Raw genomic sequence first — 25370 nt, forward strand, 5'->3', positions numbered from 1 at the left:
CGCGGTGCGGACCCCGAAGATCTGGAGGGAGACATGCAGCGAGGCAGCGACCGGCTGAGTCGCCACCGTGACGACGAGATGAAGCACGAACTCCAGGGTCTGCTTCGCTCCGGGCATCCCACCCGGAGTGAGGAGTGGAACGACCCCGAGCCGACCGCCGACGACGATCCGCAGGTCTGGGGCGGACCCGTGGCGCCGGGCAGCAGCGGGGCGTCACTGGAGACCGTCCGACTGGAGCTGGCCCGGCTCCTGGGCCGCAGCTCGTTCCCCGCCACTTCCGTGGAGCTGGGGCGGGTGCTGCGCCACAAGAACGCCCCCGACGCCCTCGCAGAGGCGGTGGAGGGACTGCCACGCAAGGAGAACTACGCCAACGTCCAGGAGCTCGCTCGGGCACTCACCCGGACGGAGGGCACCCGGTGACGGCGGAGCTCGTGAGGGACGTGATGACGCCCGGTGTGGTGGCCGTCCGCCCGGACGCCTCGCTGGTCGAGGCGGCGCGGCTGATGCGCGCGCAGGACATCGGCGATGTCGTGGTGGCCGACGGTCAGCACGTGGTGGGGCTGCTCACCGACCGGGACATCACGGTCCGGGCCGTCGCCGACGGCGTCGACCCGCTGACCGTGAGTGCCCAGTCGGTGTGCACGCCGGATCCGCTGACCGTCGCCCCCGGCGACCCGGTGACGCAGGCGGTCGCGCTGATGCGCGCGCACGCCGTACGGCGGCTGCCGGTGATCGAGGACGGCCTGCCCGTCGGCATCGTGAGCCTCGGGGACATCGCCGAGGGCCGGGACCCGGGGTCGGCGCTCGCCGACATCAGCCGTGCTGATCCGGACGACGGGGCCCCCGTATGAACCGGGGCCGGGCAGCGGAGATCAGTGCCACCGCTGCCACGGTCGACGTCTGGGACGTGACCACCCGGTAACTCCTCCACGGGCTGCTGCCCGGCTGGTTCGTGCCGGGGCTCGCCGACTGGGTGATGCACCGGCGCACCCGCATCGAGGACACCGCGGGGACGAAGGAGTCCCTGATCCTCCCCCACTGCCACAAGGGCGTGGGCCACCCCCACCTGATGACGGGGGTGGTGCCGCGGTGCACGAGGCGACCGCTCTGTGAGACGTGAAGACGGCCGTCGACAGCGACCGCTTCGCCGGGCTCGCGTCGCTGATGGGCCGCTGTCACCGGGCTACGGCGAGGAGCCGCTGCGCTGTGCGCGCGCTTCCCGAGCAAGGAAAAAGCTTTCCAGAAAGGACGTTGAACCATCATGCGTATCGCGTTTCTGACCGCACCCGAGGGCGTCGAGCAGATCGAGCTCACCGATCCGTGGCAGGCGGCGGTGAACGCGGGGCACGAACCCGTGCTCGTGTCGACGGAGCCCGGCAAGATCCAGGCGTTCGACCATCTCGACAAGGCGGACACCTTCCCCGTGCAGGAGGTCGTGGGCGAGACGTCCGCGGAATCCTTCGGCGGCCTGGTGCTGCCCGGCGGCGTGGCCAACCCGGACTTCCTGCGGATGAACGAGAAGGCCGTGGCGTTCGTACGGGACTTCTTCACCCAGGGGCGCCCGGTGGCCGCGATCTGCCACGCGCCGTGGACGCTCGTCGAGGCGGACGCCGTCCGGGGCCGGGTGCTCACCTCCTGGCCGAGTCTTGAGACGGACCTCCGCAACGCGGGCGCCACCTGGGTGGACGAGCAGGTCAAGGTCTGCGACCACGGGAACAACAAGCTGGTCACCAGCCGCAAGCCGGACGACCTCAAGGCGTTCTGCGAGACGTTCCTCGACGTGTTCGCGAAGGAGGCCGCCTAGTGGACCCGGCCGACCGCAAGCAGCGTCAGCGCGAAGGTTCTCACGCCGACGACCCGACCGCAGGGCCGCTCACCACCGACCAGGGCGTCGAGGTCGACCACACCGACGACTCGCTCGCCGCCGGTGAGCGCGGTCCGACCCTCATGGAGGACTTCCACTTCCGGGAGAAGCTCACCCACTTCGACCACGAGCGGATCCCGGAGCGGGTGGTGCACGCGCGGGGCGCGGGCGCGTACGGCTACTTCGAACCGTACGAGTCCTGCGCGGAGTTCACCCGGGCCGCCTTCCTCCAGGACCCCGCGGTCCGCACCCCCGTCTTCGTACGGTTCTCGACCGTGCAGGGGCCCAAGGGTTCCGCGGACACCGTGCGGGACGTGCGCGGCTTCGCCACCAAGTTCTATACGTCGGAGGGCAATTACGACCTCGTCGGGAACAACTTCCCGGTCTTCTTCATCCAGGACGGCATCAAGTTCCCGGACTTCGTGCACGCGGTGAAGCCGGAGCCGCACAACGACATCCCCACCGGCGCCTCGGCGCACGACACGCTGTGGGACTTCGTGTCGCTCCAGCCGGAGACCCTGCACGCGATCATGTGGCTGATGTCGGACCGGGCGATCCCGCGCAGCTACCGCATGATGCAGGGCTTCGGCGTGCACACCTTCCGGTTCGTGAACGCGGAGGGCAAGGGCACCTTCGTGAAGTTCCACTGGAAGCCGAGGCTGGGCGCGCACTCGCTGGTGTGGGACGAGGCGCAGGAGTGCCAGGGCCGTGACCCGGACTTCAACCGGCGCGACCTGTGGGACGCCATCGAGGCCGGCGAGTACCCGGAGTGGGAGCTCGGCGTGCAACTGGTGCCGGAGGAGGACGAGTTCGCGTTCGACTTCGATCTGCTCGACGCCACGAAGCTCATCCCGGAGGAGCAGGTGCCCGTCCGGCCGATCGGCCGGATGGTGCTCGACCGCAACCCGGAGAACTTCTTCGCCGAGACCGAGCAGGTCGCCTTCCACACCGCCAACGTCGTGCCCGGTATCGACTTCACCAACGACCCGCTGCTCCAGGCCCGCAACTTCTCCTACCTGGACACCCAGTTGATCCGGCTGGGCGGGCCGAACTTCTCCCAGCTGCCGGTGAACCGGCCGGTGGCGCCGGTGCGCAACAACCAGCGTGACGGCTACCACCAGAGCGCGATCCACCGGGGCACGAACTACTTCCCGAACTCGCTCGGCGGCGGCTGCCCGGCCCACGCCGGTGTCGACGGGCAGGCGTTCACGCACTACGCGGAACGTGTGGACGGGCACAAGATCCGGCGGCGCAGCCCGAGTTTCCAGGACCACTACAGCCAGCCCGCGCTGTTCTGGAACAGCATGGCCGACTGGGAGAAGCAGCACATCGTCGAGGCGTTCCGCTTCGAGCTGGGCAAGGTGGGCGCCCGGACGGTGCGGGCCCGTACGGTCGAGCACCTCGCGAAGGTGGACGGCGAGCTGGCGACGCAGGTGGCGCGCGGTATCGGGGTACCGGAACCCACCGCGGGCGAGACGGCGTACAAGCTCTCCTCCCCCGCTCTCAGCCTGGAGTCGCTGCGCGGCGACGGCTCCATCCGCACCCGGCAGATCGCGGTCCTGGTCACCGACGGGATCGACGCCGAGCAGGTGACCTCGGTGCGGGAACGGCTGGCCGCCGAGGGCGCCGTCGTGGAGGCGCTGGCACCGACGGACGGGGAGGTGCGGGGCGCCGACGGCGAGCTGTACACCGTGGACCGCGCGCTGCCGACCGTCGCGTCCGTGCTGTACGACGCCGTCCTGCTGCCCGGCGGTCCCGTGGGCACTCCGCCGACGGCCGCCGACCAGGACGTCATGCGTTTCGTGCGGGACGCCTACCGGCACGGCAAGCCGGTCGGCGCGCTCGGCTCGGGCGTCGGGATCCTGTCGTCGCTGGAGCCGGAGGGACTGCGGCTGTCCACCGAGTTCCACCGCGTGGAGTCCGACCAGGGCGTGGTGACGGAGACGTCGCCGGGTCCGGCGGTCGAGGAGTTCCTGGACGCGTTCGTGGCCGCGATCGCGGCACACCGGCACTGGGACCGGCTGCCCACGCGCCACTGAGCCTGCGGGCACCTCATCGGTGGCCTGCTGATCACGTGATCGGCAGGCCACCGTCGGCTGTCCGCGCAGGTCCGCCCAGGTCAGTCCGGTCAGTCCAGCGCCGGTGTGGCCGACTCCCCCGGCCCGCGGTCCCGCGCGCCCTCACGTGTGCGGCCCGCGGCCACCGTCCGGCGCGGGTTGCGGCGCAGATACTCGCCCTCGAGCCGGGCCATGCGTTCGTTGTGGGTGCTGAGCGCGTCGTTCGAGCCGTGGAGCAGCGTTTCGTGCCGGGTGCGATGGATCGTCTCCAGCTCTTTCATGAGCTGCTGGTCGTCCAACCTGCTGGGGTCGACTCCGATCATGGTGGTACCCCGCTCGTCGTGTTCGTTCATGCGCTTCGGGTACCCGCCCGGCAAGCATTACCGCATTGCCCCCGAGCGGCATCCGGGAGGGAACCCATGGATCTCGCCTTTCTGCATCCACTCTACGAACATCCTGGCCCCTGGGCCTCTGTGTACGTCGACGCCCCCCGTCCCACGGAGGACACCCTCCACGAACGGCATCTCGCGGCGGTCGCGGTCGCCCGCGAGCTGTCCACGCAGGGGGCCGACGAGGAGACCTGCGTGGCCGTGCGGGAGGCGATCGAGGAACTGCGGCACTCGTCCGAGCCACACGGCCGGGCTCTCTTCGCGCGGGCCGGCGAGGTCGTCCTGGACCCGGCGCTGTCCAGGTCCCCCGAGGGCAGCCTGGTCCGCTGGGCCCCGCTGCCGCACACCGCGCCGCTGCTGGAACTGGCCGGCGAGGACCCGGTGTGCGTGGTGGCGTACGTCGACCGCAAGGGCGCCGACTTCGAGCTGCGCGGGGCGCTCGGCCGGCAGGGCGCCGGTTCGGTCACCGGCAAGCAGTGGCCCGTCCACCGGACGAGCAGCTCCGACTGGTCGGAGCGGCACTTCCAGCTGCGGGTGGAGAACACCTGGGAGCACAACGCGGCCGAGATCGCCGACGCGCTCGCCGTCTGCCAGGAGGAGACCGGCGCCGACCTGCTGATCCTGGTCGGTGACGAGCGGGAGAAGCGGTCCGTGCACGAGCGGCTGCCGAAGCGGCTGCAGGGCCGGGTCGTCGAGGCCGAGCACGGCGCCGGCAGCCGGCTGCTCGACGAGGACGTGGAACAGGCCCGTGCCGAGCATGTACGGCAGCGCGCGGAGCGGGAGCTGGAACGGTTCCTCGCGGCCCGCACACCGGGCGACGACGGGCAGCCCGGAGCCGTGGAGGGCGTGCCCGCGCTGGTCGAGGCGGCGCGCGAGCACCGTATCGACGAACTCCTGATCCGCCCGGACGGGCCGGATGCACACCGCGAGGTGTGGGTCGGGGAGGACCCGGACCAGGTGGCGGTCCGCCGCACGGATCTGAAGATCCTCGGCGAACAGAACTCCTGGTCGGCCCGGGCGGACGACGCGCTGATCAGGTCGGCGGTGGCGACGGGGGCTCCGGCGCTCTCGGTGACGCCGGCGAGCGAGGAGGCCCCGGTGGGCGGCCTGGGCGCACTGCTGCGCTGGGTCTGAGACGCCCCGGACGGGCCCGGTGACCTGCGGTTACCGGGCCCTTTCCACGCGTCGCTCGTCCCACACAGGCTCCGCCGTCTCGCGTACCCGCCCGTCCGAGCCGAAGACCAGGTACCGGTCGAAGGAGCGCGCGAACCAGCGGTCGTGGGTGACCGCGAGGACCGTGCCGTCGAAGGCCTCCAGGCCCTCCTGGAGGGCCTCCGCGGACTCCAGGTCAAGGTTGTCCGTGGGCTCGTCCAAGAGGAGCGCGGTGACGCCCTGGAGCTCCAGGAGGAGGATCTGGAAGCGGGCCTGCTGGCCGCCGGAGAGCCGGTCGAAGCCCTGCTCGGCCTGGCCGGTCAGCTCGTAGCGGCGCAGCCGGGACATCGCGGCGCCCCGGTCCTGGGCGTGCTCCTTCCAGAGGATGTCGAGAAGAGTGCGGCCGAAGAGCTCGGGGTGAGCATGCGTCTGCGCGAAGTGCCCGGGCACGACCCGCGCCCCGAGCTTCCACTGCCCGGTGTGCGCCACGGTGGAGTCCCCCGCCAGCAGCCGCAGGAAGTGCGACTTGCCGGAGCCGTTGGAGCCGAGGACGGCGACGCGTTCGCCGTAGAAGACCTCCAGATCGAAGGGCTTCATCAGGCCGGTCAGTTCAAGTCCCGTACAGGTGACGGCTCTTACGCCTGTGCGACCGCCCTTGAGCCGCATCTTGATGTCCTGCTCGCGCGGCGGCTCGGGCGGCGGGCCCGCTTCCTCGAACTTGCGCAGCCGGGTCTGGGCGGCCTGGTAGCGGGAAGCCAACTCGTGGCTGATGCTGGCTGCCTGACGGAGACTCAGCACCAGCTTCTTGAGCTGCGCGTGCTTCTCGTCCCAGCGCCGGCGCAACTCCTCGAAACGGGCGAATCGTTCGCGCCGCGCCTCGTGATACGTGGCGAAACCGCCGCCGTGCACCCAGGCGTCCGCCCCGGCGGGCGAGGGCTCCACCGACACGATCTTCTCGGCGGCCCGCGAGAGCAGCTCCCGGTCGTGGGAGACGAAGAGCACCGTCTTGCGGGTCTCCTTCAGCCGCTCCTCCAGCCAGCGCTTGCCGGGCACGTCGAGGTAGTTGTCCGGCTCGTCGAGCAGCAGCACCTCGTCCGTGCCGCGCAGCAGCGCCTCCAGCACCAGCCGCTTCTGCTCACCGCCGGACAGGGTCCGCACCTGCCGGAACTGCGCCTTGTCGTACGGCACCCCGAGCGCGGCCATGGTGCACATGTCCCACAGCGTCTCGGACTCGTACCCGCGCACCTCGGCCCAGTCGGACAGCGCCTGCGCGTACTTCAGCTGGGCGGCCTCGTCGTCGACGGTCATGATCAGGTGCTCGGCCCGGTCGACGGCCTGCGCGGCCTCCCTGATCCGCGGCGGCGCGACCGACACGAGCAGGTCCCGTACGGTCGTCTCGTCCCGTACGGACCCCACGAACTGCCGCATCACCCCGAGGCCGCCACTCACGGTGACCGTCCCGCCGTGCGGTTTCAGCTCGCCGGAGATCAGCCGCAGCAGGGTGGTCTTGCCCGCGCCATTGGGCCCGACGAGGGCCACGACGGCCCCTTCCCCCACCCGGAAGGACACATCGCCGAGCAGCGCCCTCCCGTCGGGGAGGTAGTACTCGAGGTGCGCGGCTTCCAGATGTCCCATGGGGCCGCATTGTGCGTGTAACGACGGGACCAGGGCAAACGCTTATCCCTTGGCCGGGCGAGGAGACGCGCCCCGCTGGAGGTTGTCCCGTATGGGGCGTGAGCTATCCGGTGAGGGCCAGGTTGTGCAGCCGGGCGATGCCGAGCATGGCCTGGTGAACGCCGTTGCCCTTGAGGCGGCAGTTCCGCAGGATCTTCCAGGGGCACCGCGGCAGACCCGGTCCGTGCCCGTGCCCGCCGACCGCGCTTCCCGGCACCGGCGCTCCGGACTGACCACGCCCCTGGAAGAGGACGGCCTCACTCTCGCCATGCGGGCCGACGCCCGCGGAGCAGCCGCCGACTCGGACCAGCACACCCTGCGCGCCGGAATCCGTTCCATGGGCCTAGACGACTTCGTGAGCTGCCGTATCCCCGGCACGGAGGTCCACCTCGGCAAGTCCCGGAAGCTGTTCGCCGCCTGTGAGCGCCTCCGCGAGGAAGACCTCGCCATCGCCCGGCGCACCCCAGGGCTGCGCGCCGAGGACCAGCCGCCCGCCGACCTGGAACTCAGCGACGAAGCCCAGGAAGAACAGCTACTCACCCAGCGGCGCATCTTCCGCGAACAGCAAGAGGAAGACCGCCCGCGGCTGCGCGCCCTGATCCGCGACGCCTACGAGCGAGGGCGGCGAGGGACTGCAGCGACCTTCTTCGCCGTTCCCAGGAGCCGGAACTCGACTTGGAGGGCGACAAGAGTCTCCTCGAAGCGGCGACGCCGGAAACCTACGGTGCCGTCAGCCGCTACGACCTGGCCCCCGCACCCGCCTGGCTTTTCCTCACGCGACGACAGTGGCGACGAACGAACCATCCCTTCGCAGCGAAAGGACCGAAGGTCGAGCGCGTGTCGACTGGTCGGTAGGGCTCAGCGTTCTCCGCCCGCACACGGCCCAGAGTTCCGCACCGTCGGTCAAGGCCATCACTACGGTCCGCGGATGAGTGAGCCGGTGCCGGCCCGACAGCGCACCCTGTATCAGCGCGGGCCCTTGCGCCGCGCGCTACTGGACACCTCCATGCTGACCACGGACATCATCGCGGACGGAGCGGTCAGCCGCAGCACTCGCGTCCGGGGCGGCCGCCGCAGCGCCCTCGTGAGGCGATCCGCCCTTCTCCCTCACCGCCGAGGGGCCGCGCCGTCGTTCGACGTCCGCCCGCCCCGCACCGAGGGTGCGCAGCCTCCATGCGACTCGGCTTCGACGACGTGCAGAGCGGCGACGACCATGGAACGACTGCGAGGGAACACCGGTCGTCGACCGGTCGTCGGCTGCCACCGCGTCACCGTGCGGCCCGCTGGTGTGGGCGAAGCGGCCCCGGGTGTTATTGAATGAGGTTTGCGGTCAAGAATCCCGGGACTCTGTCGCCCGGGTTCTGGTACGGCTCCGACGTGGTGCCGGGGTCGGCGAGCGAGCTGAGAGAGTCGCATGGACTCCACCCCACCCCCCTCGTCTGCGTCACCGTTCGACATGGTCAGCAGCGCTTTGGGGCAGTACATGCCAGTCGACGGAGCGGCAGCGGCCGCCGGTTCCGTCGACCCGCAGGGGGACAACGCCGCCCGCCGAGACGTATCCGACAACCCGACCCCCGCCCGTCAGGAGCAAATCCTCGGCGCGGTCAATCTGGACCGGGATCTGAGAATCACCCGCCGCAATCTGGACGCCCCGGTCTTCGCGGGGGTGGAGGTCGTGGCCGGGAGCCCTTTCGTCGATCTCCTGCCTCCCTCGGACGTACCGACGGTCACCCGGCGCCTGCGGCAGGTCCTCGAGACCGGTGAGCCGCACGTCGCCCGGGTCCAGCGCCTGCGCCGCGGCGACGGGTCGGAGCTGGTGGTCTCGATGAGCATCCTGGCCGCCGCGGCGCCTCAGGAGGGCCTGACCGTCTCACTGATCGCCATGGCCAGGAGGCTGCACCTGTACGCCGCCGAGACCGCGATCGGCACCTCGTTGGACATCGGCGAGACCGCGCAGTCGCTGGCGGAGTCGCTGCTGGCCTGGGGTGACGTGACCACCATCGACCTCGACTTCGCCGTGTGGACGGGTGAGGCGGTCACCGAGCAGCCGCAGGGGCGCCTCCGGCTGCGGCGGGCGGCCCTGGTGCCGGACCGGGCGTGGCCCGACGGCTACGTGACCCCGGGCAACGATCTTCCCGGCGATGCGAGTCGACTGCTGTCGCAGGCCATACGGCGTGACGATGCCGCGCAGGCCATCGTCATACCCGACCGAAAAGCGATCGAACGGGTGCTCGGCAATCCTCGGCTGGTACGTGCCCTGGTGCCCGGCGACCAGGCGGCGGCCGTGGTGTGCATACCGCTGGTCCTGGACGGCACGCCGCCCGTCGTCCTGGGTGTCGCGGAGGTCTGGCGGCGGGCGGACCGCCCCTTCGCGGACAGCGATCTCTTCGACCTGCAGGAACTGGTGGCCAGGACCTCCCACCACGTGGACCTGGCCCGTCAGCACCAGCGTGAGCACACACAGGTACTGGCCTTGCAGCGCCGACTGCTGCCACGGTCCGCCGGCGACACCATCCAGACGGCCAGCGTCTACCAGCCGGCCACCCCCGACAGCGCGGGTGTCGGCGGCGACTGGGTGAACAGCTTTCCGCTGCCGGACGGCCGTACCGCGCTGGTGGTCGGAGACGTCGTCGGGCACGGGCTGGGCGCCGCGGCGACCATGGGACAGCTGAGCATGGAGGCCCGCGCGCTGCTGTCAGCGGGGCTGGCGCCCGACGAGGTGCTGGAGCACCTGGACGAGACCGTGTCGCTGCTGGACGACGCGGATTCCGGGCTGGCGGCCGGTTACAGCGCCCTCGGGTCGACCTGCTGCATCGCCGTGTACGATCCGGTCAGCCACCACGTGGCGGTGGCCAGCGCCGGCCACCTCCCCCCGGTTCTGGTACCCCTGGACGGACCTGCCGGCCCGGTCGCGATACGCCCCCACCCCGGACTGGGCGCCGAGTTCGCGCTGCGGGAGCCGTACGACGTGCACGCGTTCTGTACGCCCCCGGGCTCGCTGCTCGCCCTCTACACCGACGGCCTGGTGGAGGATCCCGCCCTGTCGATCGACGAGGGCATCGACAGGCTGACGGGCGCCGTGTCCTCGGTGCACCCGTGGGACACCCTGGACCAGGCCGCACGGCGCGTGGTCTCGGCGGTCGCGCCGACGCGTCGGCGCGACGACGTGACTCTGCTGATCGCCCGCATGATCGGTTACCGCAAGGAGGACACCGCGACGTGGCGTCTACCCGCCCGCGGCGACGCGGCCGCCCGGGCCCGCACACTGGTCTCCGGGCTGCTGGGGCAGTGGAGCGCCAGAGAGCACACCAGGGACAGCGTGCTGCTGGTGGTCGACGAACTGGTCGCCAACGCGGTCCGCTTCGCCGGCGGACCCATCACGGTACGGCTGATCAGGACCGGCCACGGGCTGCTGTGCGAGGTGGGCGACACCGGCAACGGCAGGCCGCGGCTGGGCCCGGGCGGGCTCCTCGACGACGCCGGCCGTGGCCTGCACGTGGTGCATGGGCTCACCACCCGGTGGGGGGTGCGGTGGACGGACACCGGGAAGGTGGTGTGGGCTTCGGTCGAGCGGTGACGGTGTGTCGGCTCGGCGGCGATGAGGCGTCAGCGGGGTGGTGGCGAGGCTCCGGCCGGGTGGCGGCGAGGCTCCGGCCGGGTGGCGGCGAGGCTCCGGCCGGGTGGTGACGGGGCGCTGGCCGGGCGGTGCGGGAGCTGTTCGTCGGGCGGCGGCACCGGCGTTACGAGGGGCGAGGCCGCACTACAGCCACTCCCCTTCCAGGGCGGTGGCAGTGAGGCCCGGGGCAGCCGCGTACAGGACGGCACGGCTGCCCGCCTTCTGCCCGGCGTCGTACGCCCTCCGCATGATGTCGAACACGGCGGCGCCTCCGCGGTTGCCGCTGGTGTAGCTGTCCCGGCTGTAGCGCAGGAGTCCCGACGGCCACCCGTCGGGCATGGTCTGCTCCATGTACTCCAGCACACGCGTCCCGCCGGGGTGGGCGAGCAGAACATCGGGGTGCCAGGAGCCTGGGGCGTCCTGGTTTCGGAGGCGCAACCACTCCCACATCGCGGTGACCGTCTCCTGCACGGCGCGCGGCCCGCGCCGGTCCATCACGAAGTGGGTGCCGTCCTCCCGTGTCTCCAGGCGGTGCAGGTCCTGGGTGCCGGGCAGAGTGTGGTGCCAGGCGGTGTCCAGCCGCAGCGTCGACTCGGGCCTCGGGCGGCCCGTGACCACCGTCGCGACCGCGGTGTCCGCGAACAGCAACCGGACGATCAGCGATTCCAGAGTGTCGTCCGCGGGCTGGTAGGTCGTGCTCAGTGCCTCCGCGATCACGACCAGGACCACCCGGTCGGGGTCCGCGGCCACGAGATCCGCCGCCAGCGCCAGGGAGCGGGTCCCGGCTATGCACGCCCACTGCGTGGCCGGCAGCAGCAGCACGTCGCGCCGGAGCGGGAGTCTGTTGGCGAGGGTGACGTCCAGCCCCGGCAGCGCCGGGGTGGTGGAGTGACTGGTGATCAGACAGTCGACGTCCGCGGCGTCCAGCCCGGCGATCTGCAGGGCCCCGCGCGCCGCACGCTCACCGTAGGACTGCACTGCCGACCAGGCCGGCGCAGTGCGTTCCTGGACGGTCTGCGGCGCGGGTATCGCCTCAAGGGCAGCGATCACGCGATCCACGTCCTGTTCGGTGAACCCGTCACCGGCCAGCGCCTCTCGGGCCGGTCCGATGCCGGCGGCCGGCAGGCCGCTTCCGCTGCCGGGCGCGACGGCGGCCTCCAACGGCAGCATCCAGCCACGGGTTTCGATGCCCGTACTGGCCGCGATGCCGTCGATCCGCGGCGCCCACGCCGCGTTCGGGTGCTGACCGCGCACTTCGTCCACAATCTGACTGGTCCGCACGACGTGCTTGCCGTGTATCACGGCAGGCGGGCACAGGTAAGCGGCCATGATTGGCGCCTTTCTACAGAGAACGAGATGAATTGTCACGGGCGCTATGCCATAGATCACTTGTGAGCTATTCACCCAAGTCCATGACAGTGCGCTCCGGTTAGGGACTCCATGTCCGTTTCGAGCATGGATGCCACAGGGGCGTTTGCGCTGTGATCTGGGCAACTTGGGAGGTTCTGCGATGCGTGAGACGGCGCACATTGCTGCAGAGGGGCCAACGCGGTGCCGCGCCGGCCTGACATGCCACCGGTGGACCTCGCCATCGCCGCCACCGCGGCCTGGCTGTCCTCCACACGGAACGCGAGGAGCGGGGCGAGGCGTACGTCGAACTCCTGGGCCGGGGAAAGGCCCCGACAGCGGTCGCGGTCCCAACCAGACCTGCGCGAGCCCGCCCGCGACCTGCCGACCGACGACCACCGGCACGGGGCCGCGGCCAGAGCTGGGCCGCCCGGTCCAGCTTCGGTCAGGCATGGCCTCAGGGACGTGACCCTTGCGAAGTCCGGGCCGCCGGCCTGGGGTTCGCGTTGTGACGAGGATCGAGCTCGCGCTCTCAGCTCGGGATGCGACGGCGCTTGGATGAGCGCGTTATCTCTGACCTGTTTAAACGTCATCACTCTGCGGTGGTCGTGCGGTGCGTTTCCTACCTCTTCTGACCGTGGCTTTCCGCTCCGAGGGGCATGCTGTGGGCACGGCCTACCGGATCGGCGGGTTGTCTGTGAGCGCGCTGCCTGCAGCGCCAGGATCGGCTCGCTCTGCTGCCTGGCTCAGAGGCCTTGTCGCGAGTGCACAGGCCTCGCGTCCCTGACCCTCGCCTCCCTGACCATCAGCACCCTCGGCAAGCGCTCGGTCCGCCGCACCCGCCCCGTCCTGGACCCGGTCCCCCAGGTCCGGCAGCTGAAGCGACAGCCGATCACGACCTCGTTCCCCTCCGGCCACGCCGCGTCGGCGGCGGCCTTCGCGACCGGCGTCGCGCTGGAGTCCCCGGCCTGGGGCGCCGCCGTGGCCCCGGTCGCCTGGTCGGTCGCGCTCTCCCGGGTCTACACGGGTGTGCACGTCCCGAGCGACGTCCTGGCCGGTGCGGCGCTGGGCGCGGGCGCCGCGTTCGCCGTACGGGGCCTGGTACCGACGCGCGCCCAGGTCGTCCCGCCGGCCCGGCCCCGCGCGCAGGTGCCGGCACTGCCGGACGGCGAGGGTCTGGTGATGGTGGCGAACACCGCCTCGGGCACCGCCGACCGGGTGCGCGCCCTGCACGACGGGCTGCCGCCGGCCGAGATCGTCGAGTGCGAACCGACGGACGTGCGGGCCGAGTTGGAGAAGGCGGCGGCCCGTGTCACGGTGCTCGGCGTGTGCGGCGGCGACGGCACGGTCAACGCGGCCGCTGAGATCGCCCTGCGCCACGGCGTGCCGCTCGCGGTACTGCCCGGCGGCACCCTGAACCACTTCGCCTACGACCTCGGCGTGGAGGGAGCGCGGGACCTGACCCGGGCCGTACAGCGGGGCGAGGCCGTGCGCGTGGACGCGGGCCGGTTCAGCAGCGACGGCCGCGAGGGCGTCTTCGTCAACGCGTGCAGCCTGGGCGTGTATCCGGAGCTGGTGCGCGAGCGGGAGCGCTGGTCGCGCCGGATCGGCGGCTGGCCTGCCGGGGTGCTCGGGGCGCTTCGGGTGCTGCGGGCCGACCGGCATCCGCTGGAGGCCGAGTTCGCGAGCCGGGCCAGCCAGGCCCTTGTGGCTGCTCTTCGTCGGCAACGGCACCTACCACCGGATGGGGCTCACCCCCGGCCGCCGCACCGACCTCGCCGACGGACGGTTCGACGTGCGGGTCGTGCACGGCGGACGCCGGCCCGCGCTGCGCCTGCTCGCCGCCGCGGTCGCGGGCCCCCTGACTCGCTCTCCCGTCCATGCGGCGGTCCAGGTGGGGCGCCTGCATCTGTCGGGCGTCGCGCCGGGCACGCTCCTCGCCTACGACGGTGAGGTGACCGAAGTGGAGGGCGAGGTGACGCTGGAGAAGCTGCCCGAGGCGCTCACCGTGTACCGGCCGCTGCCCGTGAACTGATCACCTGTCAGTCCACATGGCAATACGCAGGTCTCATTATTCGACATGCGGGCGTACGGTTCCGAGTACCGACGCAGTTGTCGAGAAGGGGAGATCAGCCATGTCGAAACCGCGGGAGACCGCCGTCTACACACACGGCCACCACGAGTCCGTGCTGCGCTCGCACACCTGGCGCACCGCCGCCAACTCGGCCGCCTACCTGCTCGGTTCGCTGAAGCCCCACATGAAGATCCTGGACATCGGCTGCGGGCCCGGCACGATCACCGCCGACCTGGCGGCCCTGGTCCCGGAGGGGCATGTCACGGGCGTCGACCACGCGCCCGGCATCCTGGACCAGGCCCGCGCCACGGCCGCCGGGCGGCAGCTGACGAACGTCGACTTCGCGGTCGCGGACGTGCACGCCCTGGACTTCCCCGACGACACCTTCTGCGTGGTCCACGCCCACCAGGTGCTGCAGCACGTCGGGGACCCGGTGCGGGCGCTGCGCGAGATGAGGCGGGTCACCAGGCCGGGCGGCTTCATCGCGGTCCGCGACTCGGACTACGCGGCCATGACCTGGTACCCCGCCTCCGAGGGGCTGGACGACTGGCTGGACCTGTACCGCAGGGTGGCCCGGGCCAACGGTGGTGAGCCGGATGCCGGGCGGCGGCTGAAGTCCTGGGCGCTGCGGGCGGGTCTGACGGACATCACGGCGAGCTCCGGCACCTGGACGTACTCCACCGCAGAGGAGCGGGAGTGGTGGAGCGGGCTGTGGGCGGACCGCACGGTGGCCTCGGCGTACGCGCAGCGGGCCACCGAGGGCGGCCACGCCACCGCGGAGGGGCTGCGAGCCGTCTCGGAGGCCTGGCGGGACTGGGGCAAGAAGGACGACGGGTGGTTCTGTGTGCTGCACGGAGAAATTCTGTGCAGAAAGGAAGCCTGAAAGGCAGATTCCGGGAAACTCGGAATGCAGGAGGTTCAGATTATGATTGCCATCCTGCTCGTGCTGCTTCTGGTACTGATTCTTTTCGGCGTCGGTTTCGCAGTGAAGATTCTCTGGTGGATCGCACTGGCTGTGCTCGTGCTGTGGTTGCTGGGGTTCCTGATGCGTGGGACGACATCGGCCGGAAGCAGGGGTCGTTGGTACAGGTGGTGACATTCCCCGCGGAATTCATTCCCGGGGAAGCAACGGTCCCAGCGGCCCGAGGTCCAGGTTCAGGTCCTCGGGCCGCAGTCCGTACCGCTCGCGCAGTTCGGTCATGCGGTCGTCGAGGAGCATCAGAGTGAGCCCGATCCGCTCCTCCTGCTCCTCGTTCAGGTCGCCCTCGTCGAACCGGCGCAGCGCCTGGCGCTCCATGAGCTGCCGCAGCAACTCCACGACGGTCAGGACGAGCTTGACCAGGTCGCGCTCGACCGTGTCGGGCTCCAGATCCAGCCGGTTGCGTCGAGCCGTCACGACAACTCCTCAAACGGTGAGGGAACGTGCGCGTTGACCGAGCTGATCAGCGCGTTCAGGTCGATGCGGACGAGGTCGACGTCCGCGATGCGCAGGGTGATGTCCCCCGTGATCACGACCCCGCCGGCCAGCAGCCGGTCGAGAAGGTCCACGAGGGCCACCTCGCGGCGTTCGATGACGGTCACGGCTGTTGTTCCTCCCCCGCGAAGGAATAGGCCGCCCAGGGCCCTGTGAGTTCCACCCGCATTCCCGGGACGTCGTCCTTCGTCCGGTCCACCATTTCCACGAATTCCTCGGACTCGCCGCGCGGCACAAGATAGGCGGCATTCAGAATGTTCTGTCCTGAGGCTCCGGAAAGCGTGGGGTTCTGCGGGGCGTGCAGCCGCGCGTCCTCGGCGTATCCGGAAAGCGTTTCGTGCAGTCGGGTCGCAAAGGCCTCCGCCTGCTGCCACATCTCCTCGTGCGAACGCACCCGCCGGCGCCGCTGCAGCAGATAGTCCCGGCCCGAAACCGGCTTCGCCGGCGTCTCGGTGGGCTCCTCACGGGCCGGGGCCGCCTGCTCGGCGTACACCTTGACGCCCCACTCCACCCGGCCCTGAAGCCGGTCGAGGGTGCGTCGGAAGCCTTCCTCGCGTTCTTCGATCATCACCCGGACGCCGCTGTCGTCACGGAAGACGGTGCCGAGCCGGAGCGGCAGCGGAGTGGTGACGACGGTGAGCGCGTCGATCACGCTCTGGTGGGCACGCACGGTCGTGCTGAGCCACTCCAGGTCCTCCAGATGCCTGTGGAGCGGTTCTTCGGCGAAGTCCCGCTCCGGCACATGACTGACGACGGCCACCAGGCCGTGGTGGTTCAGCAGTCTGGGCGGATCACCGGCCACCCCGGTCAGCTGGGCCTGCAACGGGGTGCCGAAGGGGCGGCAGACGGCGTACACGTAGCGCAGTCCGGTCACGAACTCTCCTCCTCGGCAAGGCGGGGCTCCAGCTCTTCGAGACGTGCGAGCCGCTCGCGCAACTCGGTGTTCTCCCGGGCGAGTTCGTTACGACGGGCGCGGGAGGACAACGCCGGGTCGTCCTCCCACCAGTCGATACCCATCTCCTTGGCCTTGTCGACCGAGGCGACGATGAGCCGCAGTTTGATGGTGAGCAGCTCGATGTCGAGCAGGTTGATGCGGATGTCGCCCGCGATGACGATGCCCTTGTCCAGCACACGCTCCAGGATGTCGGCCAGGTTGGCGCCGCTCCCCTGGCCGTACGGATCCGGGAGCCGGCTGGGCACGCTCATCGTCGGCTCCCGCCCTCGGCGTACTCGTAGTCCTCTTCCTCTTCTTCCTCGGGCGCCTCGTACTCGCCTTCCTGCTCCTCGGGCTCCTCCTCGGGCTCCTCCTCGGCCTCCTCGTCGTACTCCTCGTACTCGTCCTCAGGCTCGCCCTCGTCCTCGGTCTCGTCCTCCGCGTACGGACCTTCCTCTTCTTCCTCTTCCTCGGTGCCCTCGGCCTCTTCCTCTTCCGCCACCGCGTCCTCGTGGCTCTTGACGACCTCGCTGTCCTCGATCTCGCCGCGCCAGCCGTCCTCCGCCTCCCCCTTGAGGGTGATGAAGCGGGCGAAGTGCTTGAGGTCCAGCCGGGCCCGGCGGCCCTGGGCGCGCCAGATGTTGCCGGTCTTCTCGAACAGGCCCGCGGGGTAGTACTCGATCACCAGCAGGACGCGGGTCAGGTTGTCCGCGAGCTTGTGGAAGGAGACGACTCCCTTGGTCGTGCCCTTGGCACCCTCCGACGTCCACCGAATCCGGTCGTCGGGGATCTGGTCGGTGGTGGTCGCCTTCCAGCTGCGGTTGGACCAGAAGATCTTCATCTGCCAGTCGGTGTGGGTGTCGTCGGCACGGTTCGCGCTCTTGACGCCCTTCGCGAAGGTGGAGAAGTCCTGGTACTGGGTCCACTGGTCGTAGGCCGTGCGCAGATCGACGCCGACATCGATGAACTCGATGATCACCGTGGGCTTCTGACCGGCCCCGCCCTTGCGCTTGCCCTTGCCCTTGCCACCGAGGTTCTTGAAGGTGTCGACGACCTTGTCCTTGGTGTGCGAGAGGCCGAGCTCCACCGCGCTGCGCATCGGCCCCTTGCCCTTGGCGAGCTTGCGGCCGCCGTCGAGGGCGAGCTTGGCGAAGCCGGGGCTGTTGCCTTCGGCGATGTCGTTCAGCTTGCCGGTGGTCTCGCCCAGCTTGCGGCCGACGCCGACCAGCATGCGCTGCGCCTGCGCGGCGACGTACTCCTGCAGTTCGGCCTTGAGCCGGTCGGCTGCCTCGCTGTGGGCCACGTCGGTGAGCGGGTTGTTCTTCGCCTTGTCGGTCGCGTCGCGGGCGGATCCGAGTGTCTCGGTCATCACTCACCGCCTCCCTTCGGCAGCCGGGCCCGGGTGCCTCGGCCGGCCCCCCTGGCCGTGGTCGCCTTCTTGGCGGCCGTCTTCTTCGCCGTGGTCTTCTTGCCGGCCGTACGGCTCTGGCTCTGCGCCGTCTTCTTCGCGGGCGGCTTCCGGCCCGGCGCCTTCTGCGCGGTCTTCCTGACGGGGGCCTTCTTGGCGGTCTTCCTCGCCGCGGCCGGAGCCTCGTCCTGCTCGTCCCCGTCCTCGTCGGCCTCGTCGTCCTCGCGCTCGTCCGAGGGCTCCTCGTCAGCCTCGGCCTCCGTGTCCCCAGTCTCCTCCTCGCGGGGCTCGTCGTCGCCCTCGGACTCCTCGTCCTCGTCCTCAGAGAGGCCCGGCACCTCCGGCACCACGCCCGAAAGCTGGTCGCGGACCTCGGCGGTACGGCCGTGCAGCCGGTCGGCGATCGCGTCGATCTGCCGCTCCACCATGGCACCCGAGGCCGCCTTGCCGACGCCTCGCAGGTCCTCGCGGAGCGTGTCCCCTATCTCCTTGAACTGCGGGTTCTTCAGCAGTTGCTGGGAGACCAGGTCAGCCACGGCCCGCGGGCTCAGGTGCATCCGCTTGCCGGCCACAAGTGTGCCGACGGCGAACGCGAATTTCAGTTTCTTGGTACGCCCTAGGACGTATCCGGCCCCTATCGCGAGGCCCATTCCCACTCGGTTCATAGTGCCGTCCCGTCGCCGGCCCCCGCGCCACCGCGCAGGCCGATCTCCAGTCGTTCGAGGAGTTCGTCCTCCTGTCGGTCGAATTCCTCCTCATCGATCTCGCCCGCCTCGAGTCGCTCCTCGAGCTGGGCGAGTTCGACCCGGACCGTGGCCGGGTCGTAGTAGAGGCGCTCCGCTTCGCTCAGCACCTGTCTGATCACCCAGGCGCTGCCGCGTACCGGGGCGAACGGCAGGAGCAGCACCTCTCCGATGAGACCCACGGCCGCCTCACTCCTCCGCGTGGTCGATGCCGACCGTGGTGCCCGCGGGTTCGGCCGGGCCCGGGTCGACGAAGCTGTACGGCGGCAGCGGACCGTTGACTCGCAGGTCAAGGTGCGGATGGTCCTTGCGCAGCTGGTCCACCGCCTCCAGGAAGGACGCCGCCGCGTCGCGCTCCACGAGGAAGGACACGTTGGCGAGCCAGCCCGAGGATTCGGGTCCCACGCTGATCGCGTCGGCGACCGGTTCCAGGGCGCGCTGCACCTCGCCTGCGTCCTCGGCCTCGCGGGCCTTGACCGCGGCCACGACCATCTCGCCGAGCCTGAGGCGCTCGTCGTAACTGCCTCCGCCCGCCCGCCGGTTGGCCTCGGCCTCGGCGCGGACCTCCGGGTTGTCGGACATCACGCGGTGCAGGACGGCCTCTTCGTCGTGCGTGGCCTTGACGTTGTACTCGACCTTGCCGTCGAGGGTCCGCAGGCGCTCCTTGTAGTGCTCCTGGCGTTCCGCGAGCACCCCCGTGACGGTGCCGTCGTCGGGGGCCACGCTGCCGAACCGCATGGGCAGGATGCAGCCGCCCGCGCCCGCCTCGCTCAGGACGTTCTGGTGGGCGAGGAGGTCACGGCGCTTGGGCCGCAGCCCTTCGGGGGCGTCACTGACGATGGCCGCCAGATCACCCTCCGTCAGCACCCGCACCGGAAGCGCGGGGACGCCGACCCCTCCCAGCCCCTCGGGCAGCGCGGGGTGGGAGGCGGCGGTGATGCCGTACACGTACGTGCTCACTCCTCTTCCTCCTTCCGGCGCGAGGACGTCGCCTTGCGGGCTCGCGGCCTGGACTCCGTCTGGCCTTCCTCACGGGCCTGCTTGAAAGCACCGGAGATGGTCTCGGCGGCACCGGAGAGCGCTCCCTTGGACTTGCCGCGGGCGCCGGACTCGGTTATCTCGCCGACCAGGTCGGGCAGGCCGGGGTCCTTGCGCGGCCCGGCCTCCAGGTCCAGCCGGTTGCACGCCTCGGCGAAGCGCAGATAGGTGTCGACGCTGGCCACGACGACCCGGACGTCGATCTTCAGGATTTCGATGCCGACCAGGGAGACCCGTACGAACGCGTCGATGACGAGACCCCTGTCGAGGACCAGTTCCAGAACGTCGTAGAGGCCGCTGGAGCCACCTCCGCCACCGCCCTGTTGTGCCGGGACAACGGTCATATCGGCCGCGCCTCCTCTTCTGTGTGCTGGTGAACGAATGTCTGTGCGGTGCGGCGGCCTAACGGCCGCCCTGCCGATGTGCGTCCGCGCGCCCGCGTTCGTAACGGCGAACGCGCCGATAGCCGGTGAGCTGTCCTTCCGGGTCGAGTTCGACCTGGTAGCTCGCCATCAGGCTCATCGTGTCGGGCACGCGGGAAAGCTCCAGGACCTCGATCTCGAGCGACCAGCCGTCCTCCGTCTGTTCGAAGGACGACACGTTCTCGGCCTCCATTCCGGTCAGCTCGGCCAGCTGGGTGCGCGCGTTGCGCAGCACCTCCATGGGCTTCGGCCGCCGGTTTTCCGCCACGCTCTCTTCGGTGTCCTCTTCTGCCCGCTCAGGGGCATTTCGTGAATTCTGTGATTCCGATGAGTTTTTTGTGTTCGACATGGCACCTCTCACCTCGGGTGGCCGCTCGTTCCTTCGCCAAACCTTCAAGAGGGCATCAACGCGTTCAGCCTGCGCCGGGCGGGACCAAGGGCGCGTCCCTTGGCCATCACCCCGGCCCAGGGATTGCTGCGGGCCTGTTCGACCGCGTCGGCGATGGTCCAGCGACGGGCGTCCAGGCCCGGGTCGTCCAGCTGGGTCCAGGCCATCGGGGTGGCCACGGGGGCGCCCGGTTTTGCGCGGACGGTGAAGGGCGCGACGGCGGTCTGGGCGTAGGCGTTGCGCTGTATGTCCAGGTAGAGGCGGTCGCCGCGGTCCTTCTTGCGGGCGGCGGTGGTGAGCTGGTCGGGGTGGCCCGCGACCAGGGTGTCGGCGACGTCCTTGGCGAACTTCCGGACCTCGTCGAAGTCGTGCCGGCCGTTGAGGGGCACGATCACATGCAGCCCGCGCGAGCCGGTGGTCATCAGCGCCGAGGGCAGGTTGAGCTCGTCGAGCAGTTCCCCGAGCAGCCGGGCCGCCTCGTGGACCGCGGCGAAGTCGTCGTCCCCGGCCGGGTCGAGGTCGAAGACCATCCGGTCGGGCCGCTCGACGCTGCCGGCCCGGGACAGCCAGCGGTGCAGGGTGAGGGAGGCCTGGTCGGCGAGGTACAGGAGGGTGGCGGTGTCGTCACAGACGGTGTGGCAGACTGTGCCGCCCTCCTTCGGCACCTCGACGCGGCCGATCCACTCCGGGTAGGAGTCCGGGGTGTTCTTCTGCATGAACCGGGGGCCGGTGATGCCGTCCGGATGCCGTTCCAGCATCAGCGGACGGCCCCGCAGGTGCGGCAGCATGAAGGGCGCGACGGACCGGTAGTAGTCGACGAGATCGCCCTTGGTGTACTCCTTGGAGCCGTCGCCGCCGGGGAAGAGCACCTTGTCCGGCCGGTGCACCTCCACCGTGTGCTTCCCCGCCCGTACGGTCCGTACGTCGTCGCTGGTCACGGCACGATCGCCTGCTCCACCAGCAGCCTGCCGGCGGCCGCGATCGACTCGGCGTCGATGCCCGCGGCGTGCAGCTGCTCCTCGGGCGAGGCCGAGCCCGGCATCGTACGGACGGCCAGGCGCACGAGGCGCGGTACCGGCCGGCCGTCGGCGAAGGCGTCGAGGACGGCGTCGCCGAGACCGCCCTCCTCGCGGTGGTCCTCCACGGTCAGCAGACAGCCGGTGTCCTCGGCGGCCTGCCGCAGGGTGGCGCGGTCGACGGGCTTGATCGAGTACAGGTCGACGACCCGGACGCGGATGCCCTCCTGGTCCAGTGCCTCGGCGGCCTTGAGTGCCTCGTGCACGGTGACGCCCGCGGCGACGACCGTCAGCCGGTCGCTCTGGGAGAAGCGCAGCACCTTGCTGCCACCGATCGGGAAGTCCTCGTCGGGACCGTAGAGCACCGGGCTCTCGCCGCGGCCCGTGCGCAGATAGCGGATGCCGTCCAGGCCCGCCATCTCGGCGACCAGGTGGGCGGTCTGGTTGGCGTCGCACGGGTACAGCACGGTGGAGCCGTGGATCGCCCGCATCATCGCGAGGTCCTCCAGGCCCATCTGGCTGGGGCCGTCCTGCCCGATGGCGACGCCCGCGTGCGAGCCGACCAGGTTGATGCCGGCCCCGCTGATGGAGGCCATGCGCACGAAGTCGTAGGCGCGGGTGAGGAAGGCCGCGAAGGTGGCGGCGTACGGCACCCAGCCGCGCGCGGCGAGTCCCACGGCGGCCGCGACCATCTGCTGCTCGGCGATGTAGCACTCGAAGTAGCGGTCGGGGTGTTCCTTGGCGAAGAACTCGGAGCGGGTGGAGTCACCGACCTCGCCGTCCAGGGCGACGACGTCACCGCGTCCGGTGCCCAGGGCGGTGAGGGCCTGACCGTAGGCGTCCCGGGTCGCCACTTCCTCACCGGTGTCCCATCGGGGCAGTTCCAGGTGGCCGGCGCGGACGGCGTGCAGCATGCGGGCGGCCGGCGGCTCGTGCACCTGGACACGGAGGTCACGTACGCCGCCGAGCTCCTCGATGGCGTCCTCGGCGTTCTTCAGCGGCTTCCCGTGCAGTCCCTCGCGGTCCTCGACGTCGGCGACGCCCTTGCCCTTGAGGGTGCGGGCGAGGATCGCGGTGGGCTGGCCCTTGGTGGACTCGGCCTCGCCGTACGCGCGGTCGACGGCGTCCACGTCGTGCCCGTCGACCTCGACCGTGTGCCAGCCGAAGGCCTGGAAGCGGCGGGCGTAGGCGTCGAGGTGGTGGCCGTGCCGGGTGGGGCCGCGCTGGCCGAGCCGGTTGACGTCGACGATCGCGGTGAGGTTGTCGAGGTGCTCGTGGCCGGCGTGTTCGGCCGCCTCCCAGACCGAGCCCTCGGCGAGTTCGCTGTCGCCGCACAGCACCCACACGCGGTAGCCGGTGCGGTCAAGGCGCTTCCCGGACAACGCGATGCCGACGCCCACCGGCAGTCCCTGGCCCAGCGATCCGGTGGCCGTCTCCACCCAGGGCAGCTTGCGCGGCGTCGGGTGTCCTTCGAGGCGACTGCCGAGCTTGCGGAAGGTCAGCAACTCCTCGTCGTCGACGACACCGGCCGCCTTGTACGCGGAGTACAGGAGCGGCGAGGCGTGGCCCTTGGACAGCACGAAGCGGTCGTTGCCGGGGTGTTCGGGGCGGTCGAAGTCGTAGCGGAAGTGGTTCGCGAGGAGTACGGCCATCAGGTCCGCGGCGGACATCGAGGAGGTCGGGTGCCCGGAGCCCGCGGTCCCTGCGGCGCGCACACTGTCCACGCGCAACTGCTGGCCGAGTTCGACGAGTTCACCGGTGTTCATGAGTCTCCTTCTGCGGGATCCGCGTCGGTGCGCTTGACGGGGCCGGGGCCTTCGGCCGGCTCACCGTCGGGTTGGTTCTTGGCGGGCTCGGGGGTGGGTTGGCTTTTGGCGGGCTCGGGGCCGGGCTGTCTCTTCGCCGGTTCACCGCCAGGCTGGTTCTTCGCAGGCTCGGGGGACTTCTGCTCAGGCGACTTCCGGTCTGGCCCCTGCCGCTCTGGTGACTCCTGCTCAGGCGCATGCGGCGCAGGCCCTCGCCGCCCAGGCAACTCCCGCTCAGGGCCCCGCCGCCCAGGCGCCTCCGGCTCGGGCGCAGGGTGCTCGGGCACATTCAGCTCTGCCGCATGCCGCTCAGGCACCTGCCGTTCAAGCGACTCCCGCTCAGGCGCATACAGCGCAGGCCCTCGCCGCTCAGGCGACCCCTGCTCGGCCGCCTCGCGCGCCTTCGCCTCCGAGATCACCGCCTCGCCCGCGGGCGTCCCCGGCTCGGCCGCCTCCACCGCAGGCACCCCCGGCTCGGCCTTCCCCACCGCGGGTGCGGCCGGCTCGGTCGCCTTCCGTCCCGGCCTCGTCTCCTGCTCCGTCGCCGCCCCGGGCCCGGAGCGCGCGTCGGCCTCCTGGCGGGCCTGCGGTCGGCCCGGGACCCGTGCCAGCTCCGGCGAGGCCGTGTCCAGCGGTACCGACCAGGACCGTACGAGCCCCAACTGGACGGCCTGGCGCGGGAGTACGGCGTCCAGCAGCCAGTCGGCGGCGACCCGGACGCGGTTGCCCGGCATCGCGGCGAGGTGGTAGCCGCGGGTGACCGCACCGGCCGCGAGGCCGGACAGCGGGACGCCCAATGGGTTGGCGGCGGCCTTCACTCCGCCGAGGTCCACGACGAAGCCGAGGTCCCGGTGCTCGTAGGGGCGGCGCACACCGGCTCCCAGGGAGGCGGCGACGTTGAGGGCCGCCGTACGCCCCTGCCGCCAGGCGTGCTGCGCCGTCATCGGCGTGAACTGCCCCGGATTCTCCAGATCGGGCACCGCGGCCGCGTCGCCGCACGCGAACACCTCGGGCCGCCCCGGTACTTGCAGGTTCGGATCGACGAGCAGCCGGCCGCGCTCCATGGGCAGCCCGAGCGCTTCGGCGAGCGGATCGGGCCGTACGCCCACGCACCACACCAGCGACCGTGTCGCGACGAACTCACCGTCGGTCAGCAGCACTCCGTCCGGCGTGGCCTCCTTCACGGAGGTGCCCATCCGCACCTCCACACCCCGTTCCCTGAGCGTGCGGTCGGCGGTGCGGGACAGATGCACGTCGAGCTCGGGCAGGACCCGCTCCGCGATGTCCAGGAGGAGCCAGCGCGGCCGCATGCCCTTGCGCAGCGGATGCCTGCGCACCTGCGCGTCGGTGAACAGCTGTCCCTGCGCGGCGACCTCGGTGCCCGTGTAGCCCGCGCCGACCACGACGAAGGTGCACCGGGCGGCGCAGGTCTCGGGATCGTCGGCGGCCGCGGCGAGTTCCACCTGCCGCGTCACGTGGTCGCGCAGATACAGCGCCTCGGGCAGACCGCGGAAGCCGTGCGCGTGCTCGGCGACCCCGGGGATGGGCAGCAGCTTGTTGACGCTCCCGGCGGCCAGCACCAGCCGGTCGTAGCCGAGCGTGCCGCCCGTGCCCTCGGGGTCGGTGTAGTGGACGGTGCGTGCGTCCAGGTCGATGCCGTCGGCCTCGCCGAGCACCAGCCGCACCTGCGGCAGCGTGTCGGAGAGGGACACGGTCACCCGCCGGGGTTCCAGGATCCCGGCGGCGACCTGGGGCAGCAGGGGCAGATACAGGAAGTAGTCGGTCGGGTTGAGCAGGGTGATGTCGGCCTTGCCGCGGGCTTTTCGGGACAGCTCCTTGGCCGTCCGGTACCCGGCGAAGCCGGCACCGACGATCACGATGCGGGGTCGACTCACGGTTCGCCTCCGGGGCTGTCGCGTACCTCGGGAGCCTTCCGCGTCCCCCTGGCCAGGGCGCCCAAACGCCGGTT

24 protein-coding genes and 2 pseudogenes are annotated in these 25370 nt (G+C 70.9%); 9 read left to right on the forward strand and 17 right to left on the reverse strand.

Annotated elements, in window-relative coordinates:
• The first annotated feature begins 33 nt into the window (after positions 1-33).
• The 4 genes from AQJ46_RS35825 to AQJ46_RS35840 all read left to right on the forward strand — a co-directional run bounded on the left by AQJ46_RS35825 (position 34) and on the right by AQJ46_RS35840 (position 3903).
• Positions 34-420: a DUF2795 domain-containing protein gene (locus tag AQJ46_RS35825; RefSeq protein ID WP_059209532.1), complete on the forward strand. Its 387-nt coding sequence runs from the start codon at positions 34-36 to the stop codon at positions 418-420.
• Complete coding sequence (locus AQJ46_RS35830) at positions 417-851, forward strand: CBS domain-containing protein (protein ID WP_199873646.1); 435 nt, start codon at positions 417-419, stop codon at positions 849-851. Before AQJ46_RS35825 ends, AQJ46_RS35830 begins: the two co-directional genes overlap by 4 nt.
• A gap of 410 nt (positions 852-1261) precedes the next feature.
• On the forward strand, positions 1262-1804 hold the full coding sequence (locus AQJ46_RS35835; RefSeq protein ID WP_059209533.1) for a type 1 glutamine amidotransferase domain-containing protein: 543 nt from the start codon (positions 1262-1264) through the stop codon (positions 1802-1804).
• The gene (locus tag AQJ46_RS35840; protein WP_059209534.1) at positions 1804-3903 is read left to right on the forward strand and encodes a catalase; all 2100 of its coding nucleotides are present in this window, start codon (positions 1804-1806) and stop codon (positions 3901-3903) included. Before AQJ46_RS35835 ends, AQJ46_RS35840 begins: the two co-directional genes overlap by 1 nt.
• An 89-nt stretch (positions 3904-3992) precedes the next feature.
• Here the strand turns inward: AQJ46_RS35840 and AQJ46_RS35845 are convergent, their stop codons facing one another.
• Positions 3993-4274 carry a DUF6158 family protein gene (locus AQJ46_RS35845; protein WP_059209535.1) on the reverse strand — a complete coding sequence of 94 codons (282 nt, stop codon included), beginning with the start codon at positions 4272-4274 and terminating at the stop codon, positions 3993-3995.
• A 66-nt stretch (positions 4275-4340) separates the two neighbouring features.
• On the opposite strand from AQJ46_RS35845, the gene AQJ46_RS35850 reads away from it, so the two are divergent.
• Positions 4341-5444, forward strand: a complete 1104-nt coding sequence (locus AQJ46_RS35850) for a baeRF2 domain-containing protein (protein WP_059209536.1) — start codon at positions 4341-4343, stop codon at positions 5442-5444.
• Between the two features lie 30 nt (positions 5445-5474).
• Here AQJ46_RS35850 and AQJ46_RS35855 read toward each other — a convergent pair whose 3' ends face one another.
• Both AQJ46_RS35855 and AQJ46_RS54560 read right to left on the reverse strand, forming a co-directional pair.
• Positions 5475-7097, reverse strand: coding sequence for an ABC-F family ATP-binding cassette domain-containing protein (locus AQJ46_RS35855; RefSeq protein ID WP_057608225.1), 1623 nt, complete (start codon positions 7095-7097; stop codon positions 5475-5477).
• Positions 7098-7200: 103 nt separating this feature from the next.
• Positions 7201-7296: pseudogene (locus AQJ46_RS54560) on the reverse strand (IS5/IS1182 family transposase); the annotation flags it as partial.
• Between the two features lie 1254 nt (positions 7297-8550).
• Here AQJ46_RS54560 and AQJ46_RS35865 point away from each other — a divergent pair.
• Positions 8551-10713, forward strand: coding sequence for a SpoIIE family protein phosphatase (locus AQJ46_RS35865; protein ID WP_059209538.1), 2163 nt, complete (start codon positions 8551-8553; stop codon positions 10711-10713).
• Positions 10714-10896: 183 nt separating this feature from the next.
• On the opposite strand, the gene AQJ46_RS35870 is transcribed toward AQJ46_RS35865, so the two are convergent.
• Positions 10897-12081 (reverse strand): beta-ketoacyl-[acyl-carrier-protein] synthase family protein, encoded by a 1185-nt coding sequence (locus AQJ46_RS35870; protein WP_059209539.1) that lies wholly within the window; start codon positions 12079-12081, stop codon positions 10897-10899.
• 576 nt (positions 12082-12657) lie between these two features.
• Between AQJ46_RS35870 and AQJ46_RS35875 the strand changes: the two are divergent.
• The 3 genes and pseudogenes from AQJ46_RS35875 to AQJ46_RS35885 all read left to right on the forward strand — a co-directional run bounded on the left by AQJ46_RS35875 (position 12658) and on the right by AQJ46_RS35885 (position 15269).
• A pseudogene (locus AQJ46_RS35875) lies at positions 12658-14134 on the forward strand (phosphatase PAP2 family protein).
• A 100-nt stretch (positions 14135-14234) separates the two neighbouring features.
• Positions 14235-15056, forward strand: a complete 822-nt coding sequence (locus tag AQJ46_RS35880; RefSeq protein WP_059209540.1) for a methyltransferase domain-containing protein — start codon at positions 14235-14237, stop codon at positions 15054-15056.
• A gap of 42 nt (positions 15057-15098) precedes the next feature.
• Complete coding sequence (locus tag AQJ46_RS35885) at positions 15099-15269, forward strand: hypothetical protein (protein ID WP_059209694.1); 171 nt, start codon at positions 15099-15101, stop codon at positions 15267-15269.
• Between the two features lie 15 nt (positions 15270-15284).
• Here AQJ46_RS35885 and AQJ46_RS35890 read toward each other — a convergent pair whose 3' ends face one another.
• Genes AQJ46_RS35890 through AQJ46_RS35950 form a run of 13 tightly spaced genes read right to left on the reverse strand, consistent with a single transcriptional unit; the run spans position 15285 to position 25296 of the window.
• Positions 15285-15569 carry a gas vesicle protein K gene (locus AQJ46_RS35890; RefSeq protein WP_057608230.1) on the reverse strand — a complete coding sequence of 95 codons (285 nt, stop codon included), beginning with the start codon at positions 15567-15569 and terminating at the stop codon, positions 15285-15287.
• Positions 15566-15754: a gas vesicle protein gene (locus AQJ46_RS35895; RefSeq protein ID WP_059209541.1), complete on the reverse strand. Its 189-nt coding sequence runs from the start codon at positions 15752-15754 to the stop codon at positions 15566-15568. Before AQJ46_RS35895 ends, AQJ46_RS35890 begins: the two co-directional genes overlap by 4 nt.
• Entirely contained in the window at positions 15751-16521 is a 771-nt protein-coding gene (locus tag AQJ46_RS35900) for a GvpL/GvpF family gas vesicle protein (RefSeq protein WP_059209542.1), read from the reverse strand. Before AQJ46_RS35900 ends, AQJ46_RS35895 begins: the two co-directional genes overlap by 4 nt.
• Entirely contained in the window at positions 16518-16853 is a 336-nt protein-coding gene (locus tag AQJ46_RS35905) for a gas vesicle protein (RefSeq protein WP_059209543.1), read from the reverse strand. The genes AQJ46_RS35900 and AQJ46_RS35905 overlap by 4 nt, the downstream gene beginning before the upstream one ends.
• A complete protein-coding gene (locus AQJ46_RS35910) occupies positions 16850-17950 on the reverse strand; it encodes an SRPBCC family protein (RefSeq protein WP_059209544.1) in 1101 nt (366 codons plus the stop codon). The genes AQJ46_RS35905 and AQJ46_RS35910 overlap by 4 nt, the downstream gene beginning before the upstream one ends.
• On the reverse strand, positions 17950-18654 hold the full coding sequence (locus AQJ46_RS35915; protein WP_059209545.1) for a hypothetical protein: 705 nt from the start codon (positions 18652-18654) through the stop codon (positions 17950-17952). The genes AQJ46_RS35910 and AQJ46_RS35915 overlap by 1 nt, the downstream gene beginning before the upstream one ends.
• Entirely contained in the window at positions 18651-18914 is a 264-nt protein-coding gene (locus AQJ46_RS35920) for a gas vesicle protein GvpG (protein WP_059209546.1), read from the reverse strand. The genes AQJ46_RS35915 and AQJ46_RS35920 overlap by 4 nt, the downstream gene beginning before the upstream one ends.
• 7 nt (positions 18915-18921) lie before the next feature.
• Positions 18922-19692 (reverse strand): GvpL/GvpF family gas vesicle protein, encoded by a 771-nt coding sequence (locus tag AQJ46_RS35925; protein ID WP_059209547.1) that lies wholly within the window; start codon positions 19690-19692, stop codon positions 18922-18924.
• Complete coding sequence (locus AQJ46_RS35930) at positions 19689-20114, reverse strand: gas vesicle structural protein GvpA (RefSeq protein WP_007385861.1); 426 nt, start codon at positions 20112-20114, stop codon at positions 19689-19691. The genes AQJ46_RS35925 and AQJ46_RS35930 overlap by 4 nt, the downstream gene beginning before the upstream one ends.
• A 58-nt stretch (positions 20115-20172) precedes the next feature.
• Positions 20173-20541 carry a gas vesicle protein GvpO gene (locus AQJ46_RS35935; protein WP_079072553.1) on the reverse strand — a complete coding sequence of 123 codons (369 nt, stop codon included), beginning with the start codon at positions 20539-20541 and terminating at the stop codon, positions 20173-20175.
• A 44-nt stretch (positions 20542-20585) separates the two neighbouring features.
• The gene (gene ligD, locus AQJ46_RS35940; RefSeq protein ID WP_059209549.1) at positions 20586-21518 is read right to left on the reverse strand and encodes a non-homologous end-joining DNA ligase; all 933 of its coding nucleotides are present in this window, start codon (positions 21516-21518) and stop codon (positions 20586-20588) included.
• Entirely contained in the window at positions 21515-23362 is a 1848-nt protein-coding gene (locus AQJ46_RS35945; RefSeq protein ID WP_059209550.1) for a transketolase, read from the reverse strand. The genes ligD and AQJ46_RS35945 overlap by 4 nt, the downstream gene beginning before the upstream one ends.
• Positions 23359-25296, reverse strand: a complete 1938-nt coding sequence (locus tag AQJ46_RS35950) for an NAD(P)/FAD-dependent oxidoreductase (RefSeq protein WP_059209551.1) — start codon at positions 25294-25296, stop codon at positions 23359-23361. Before AQJ46_RS35950 ends, AQJ46_RS35945 begins: the two co-directional genes overlap by 4 nt.
• Positions 25297-25370: the final 74 nt, after the last annotated feature.

The sequence above is a fragment of the Streptomyces canus genome (assembly GCF_001514145.1).
GTDB classification, from domain to species: domain Bacteria; phylum Actinomycetota; class Actinomycetes; order Streptomycetales; family Streptomycetaceae; genus Streptomyces; species Streptomyces canus.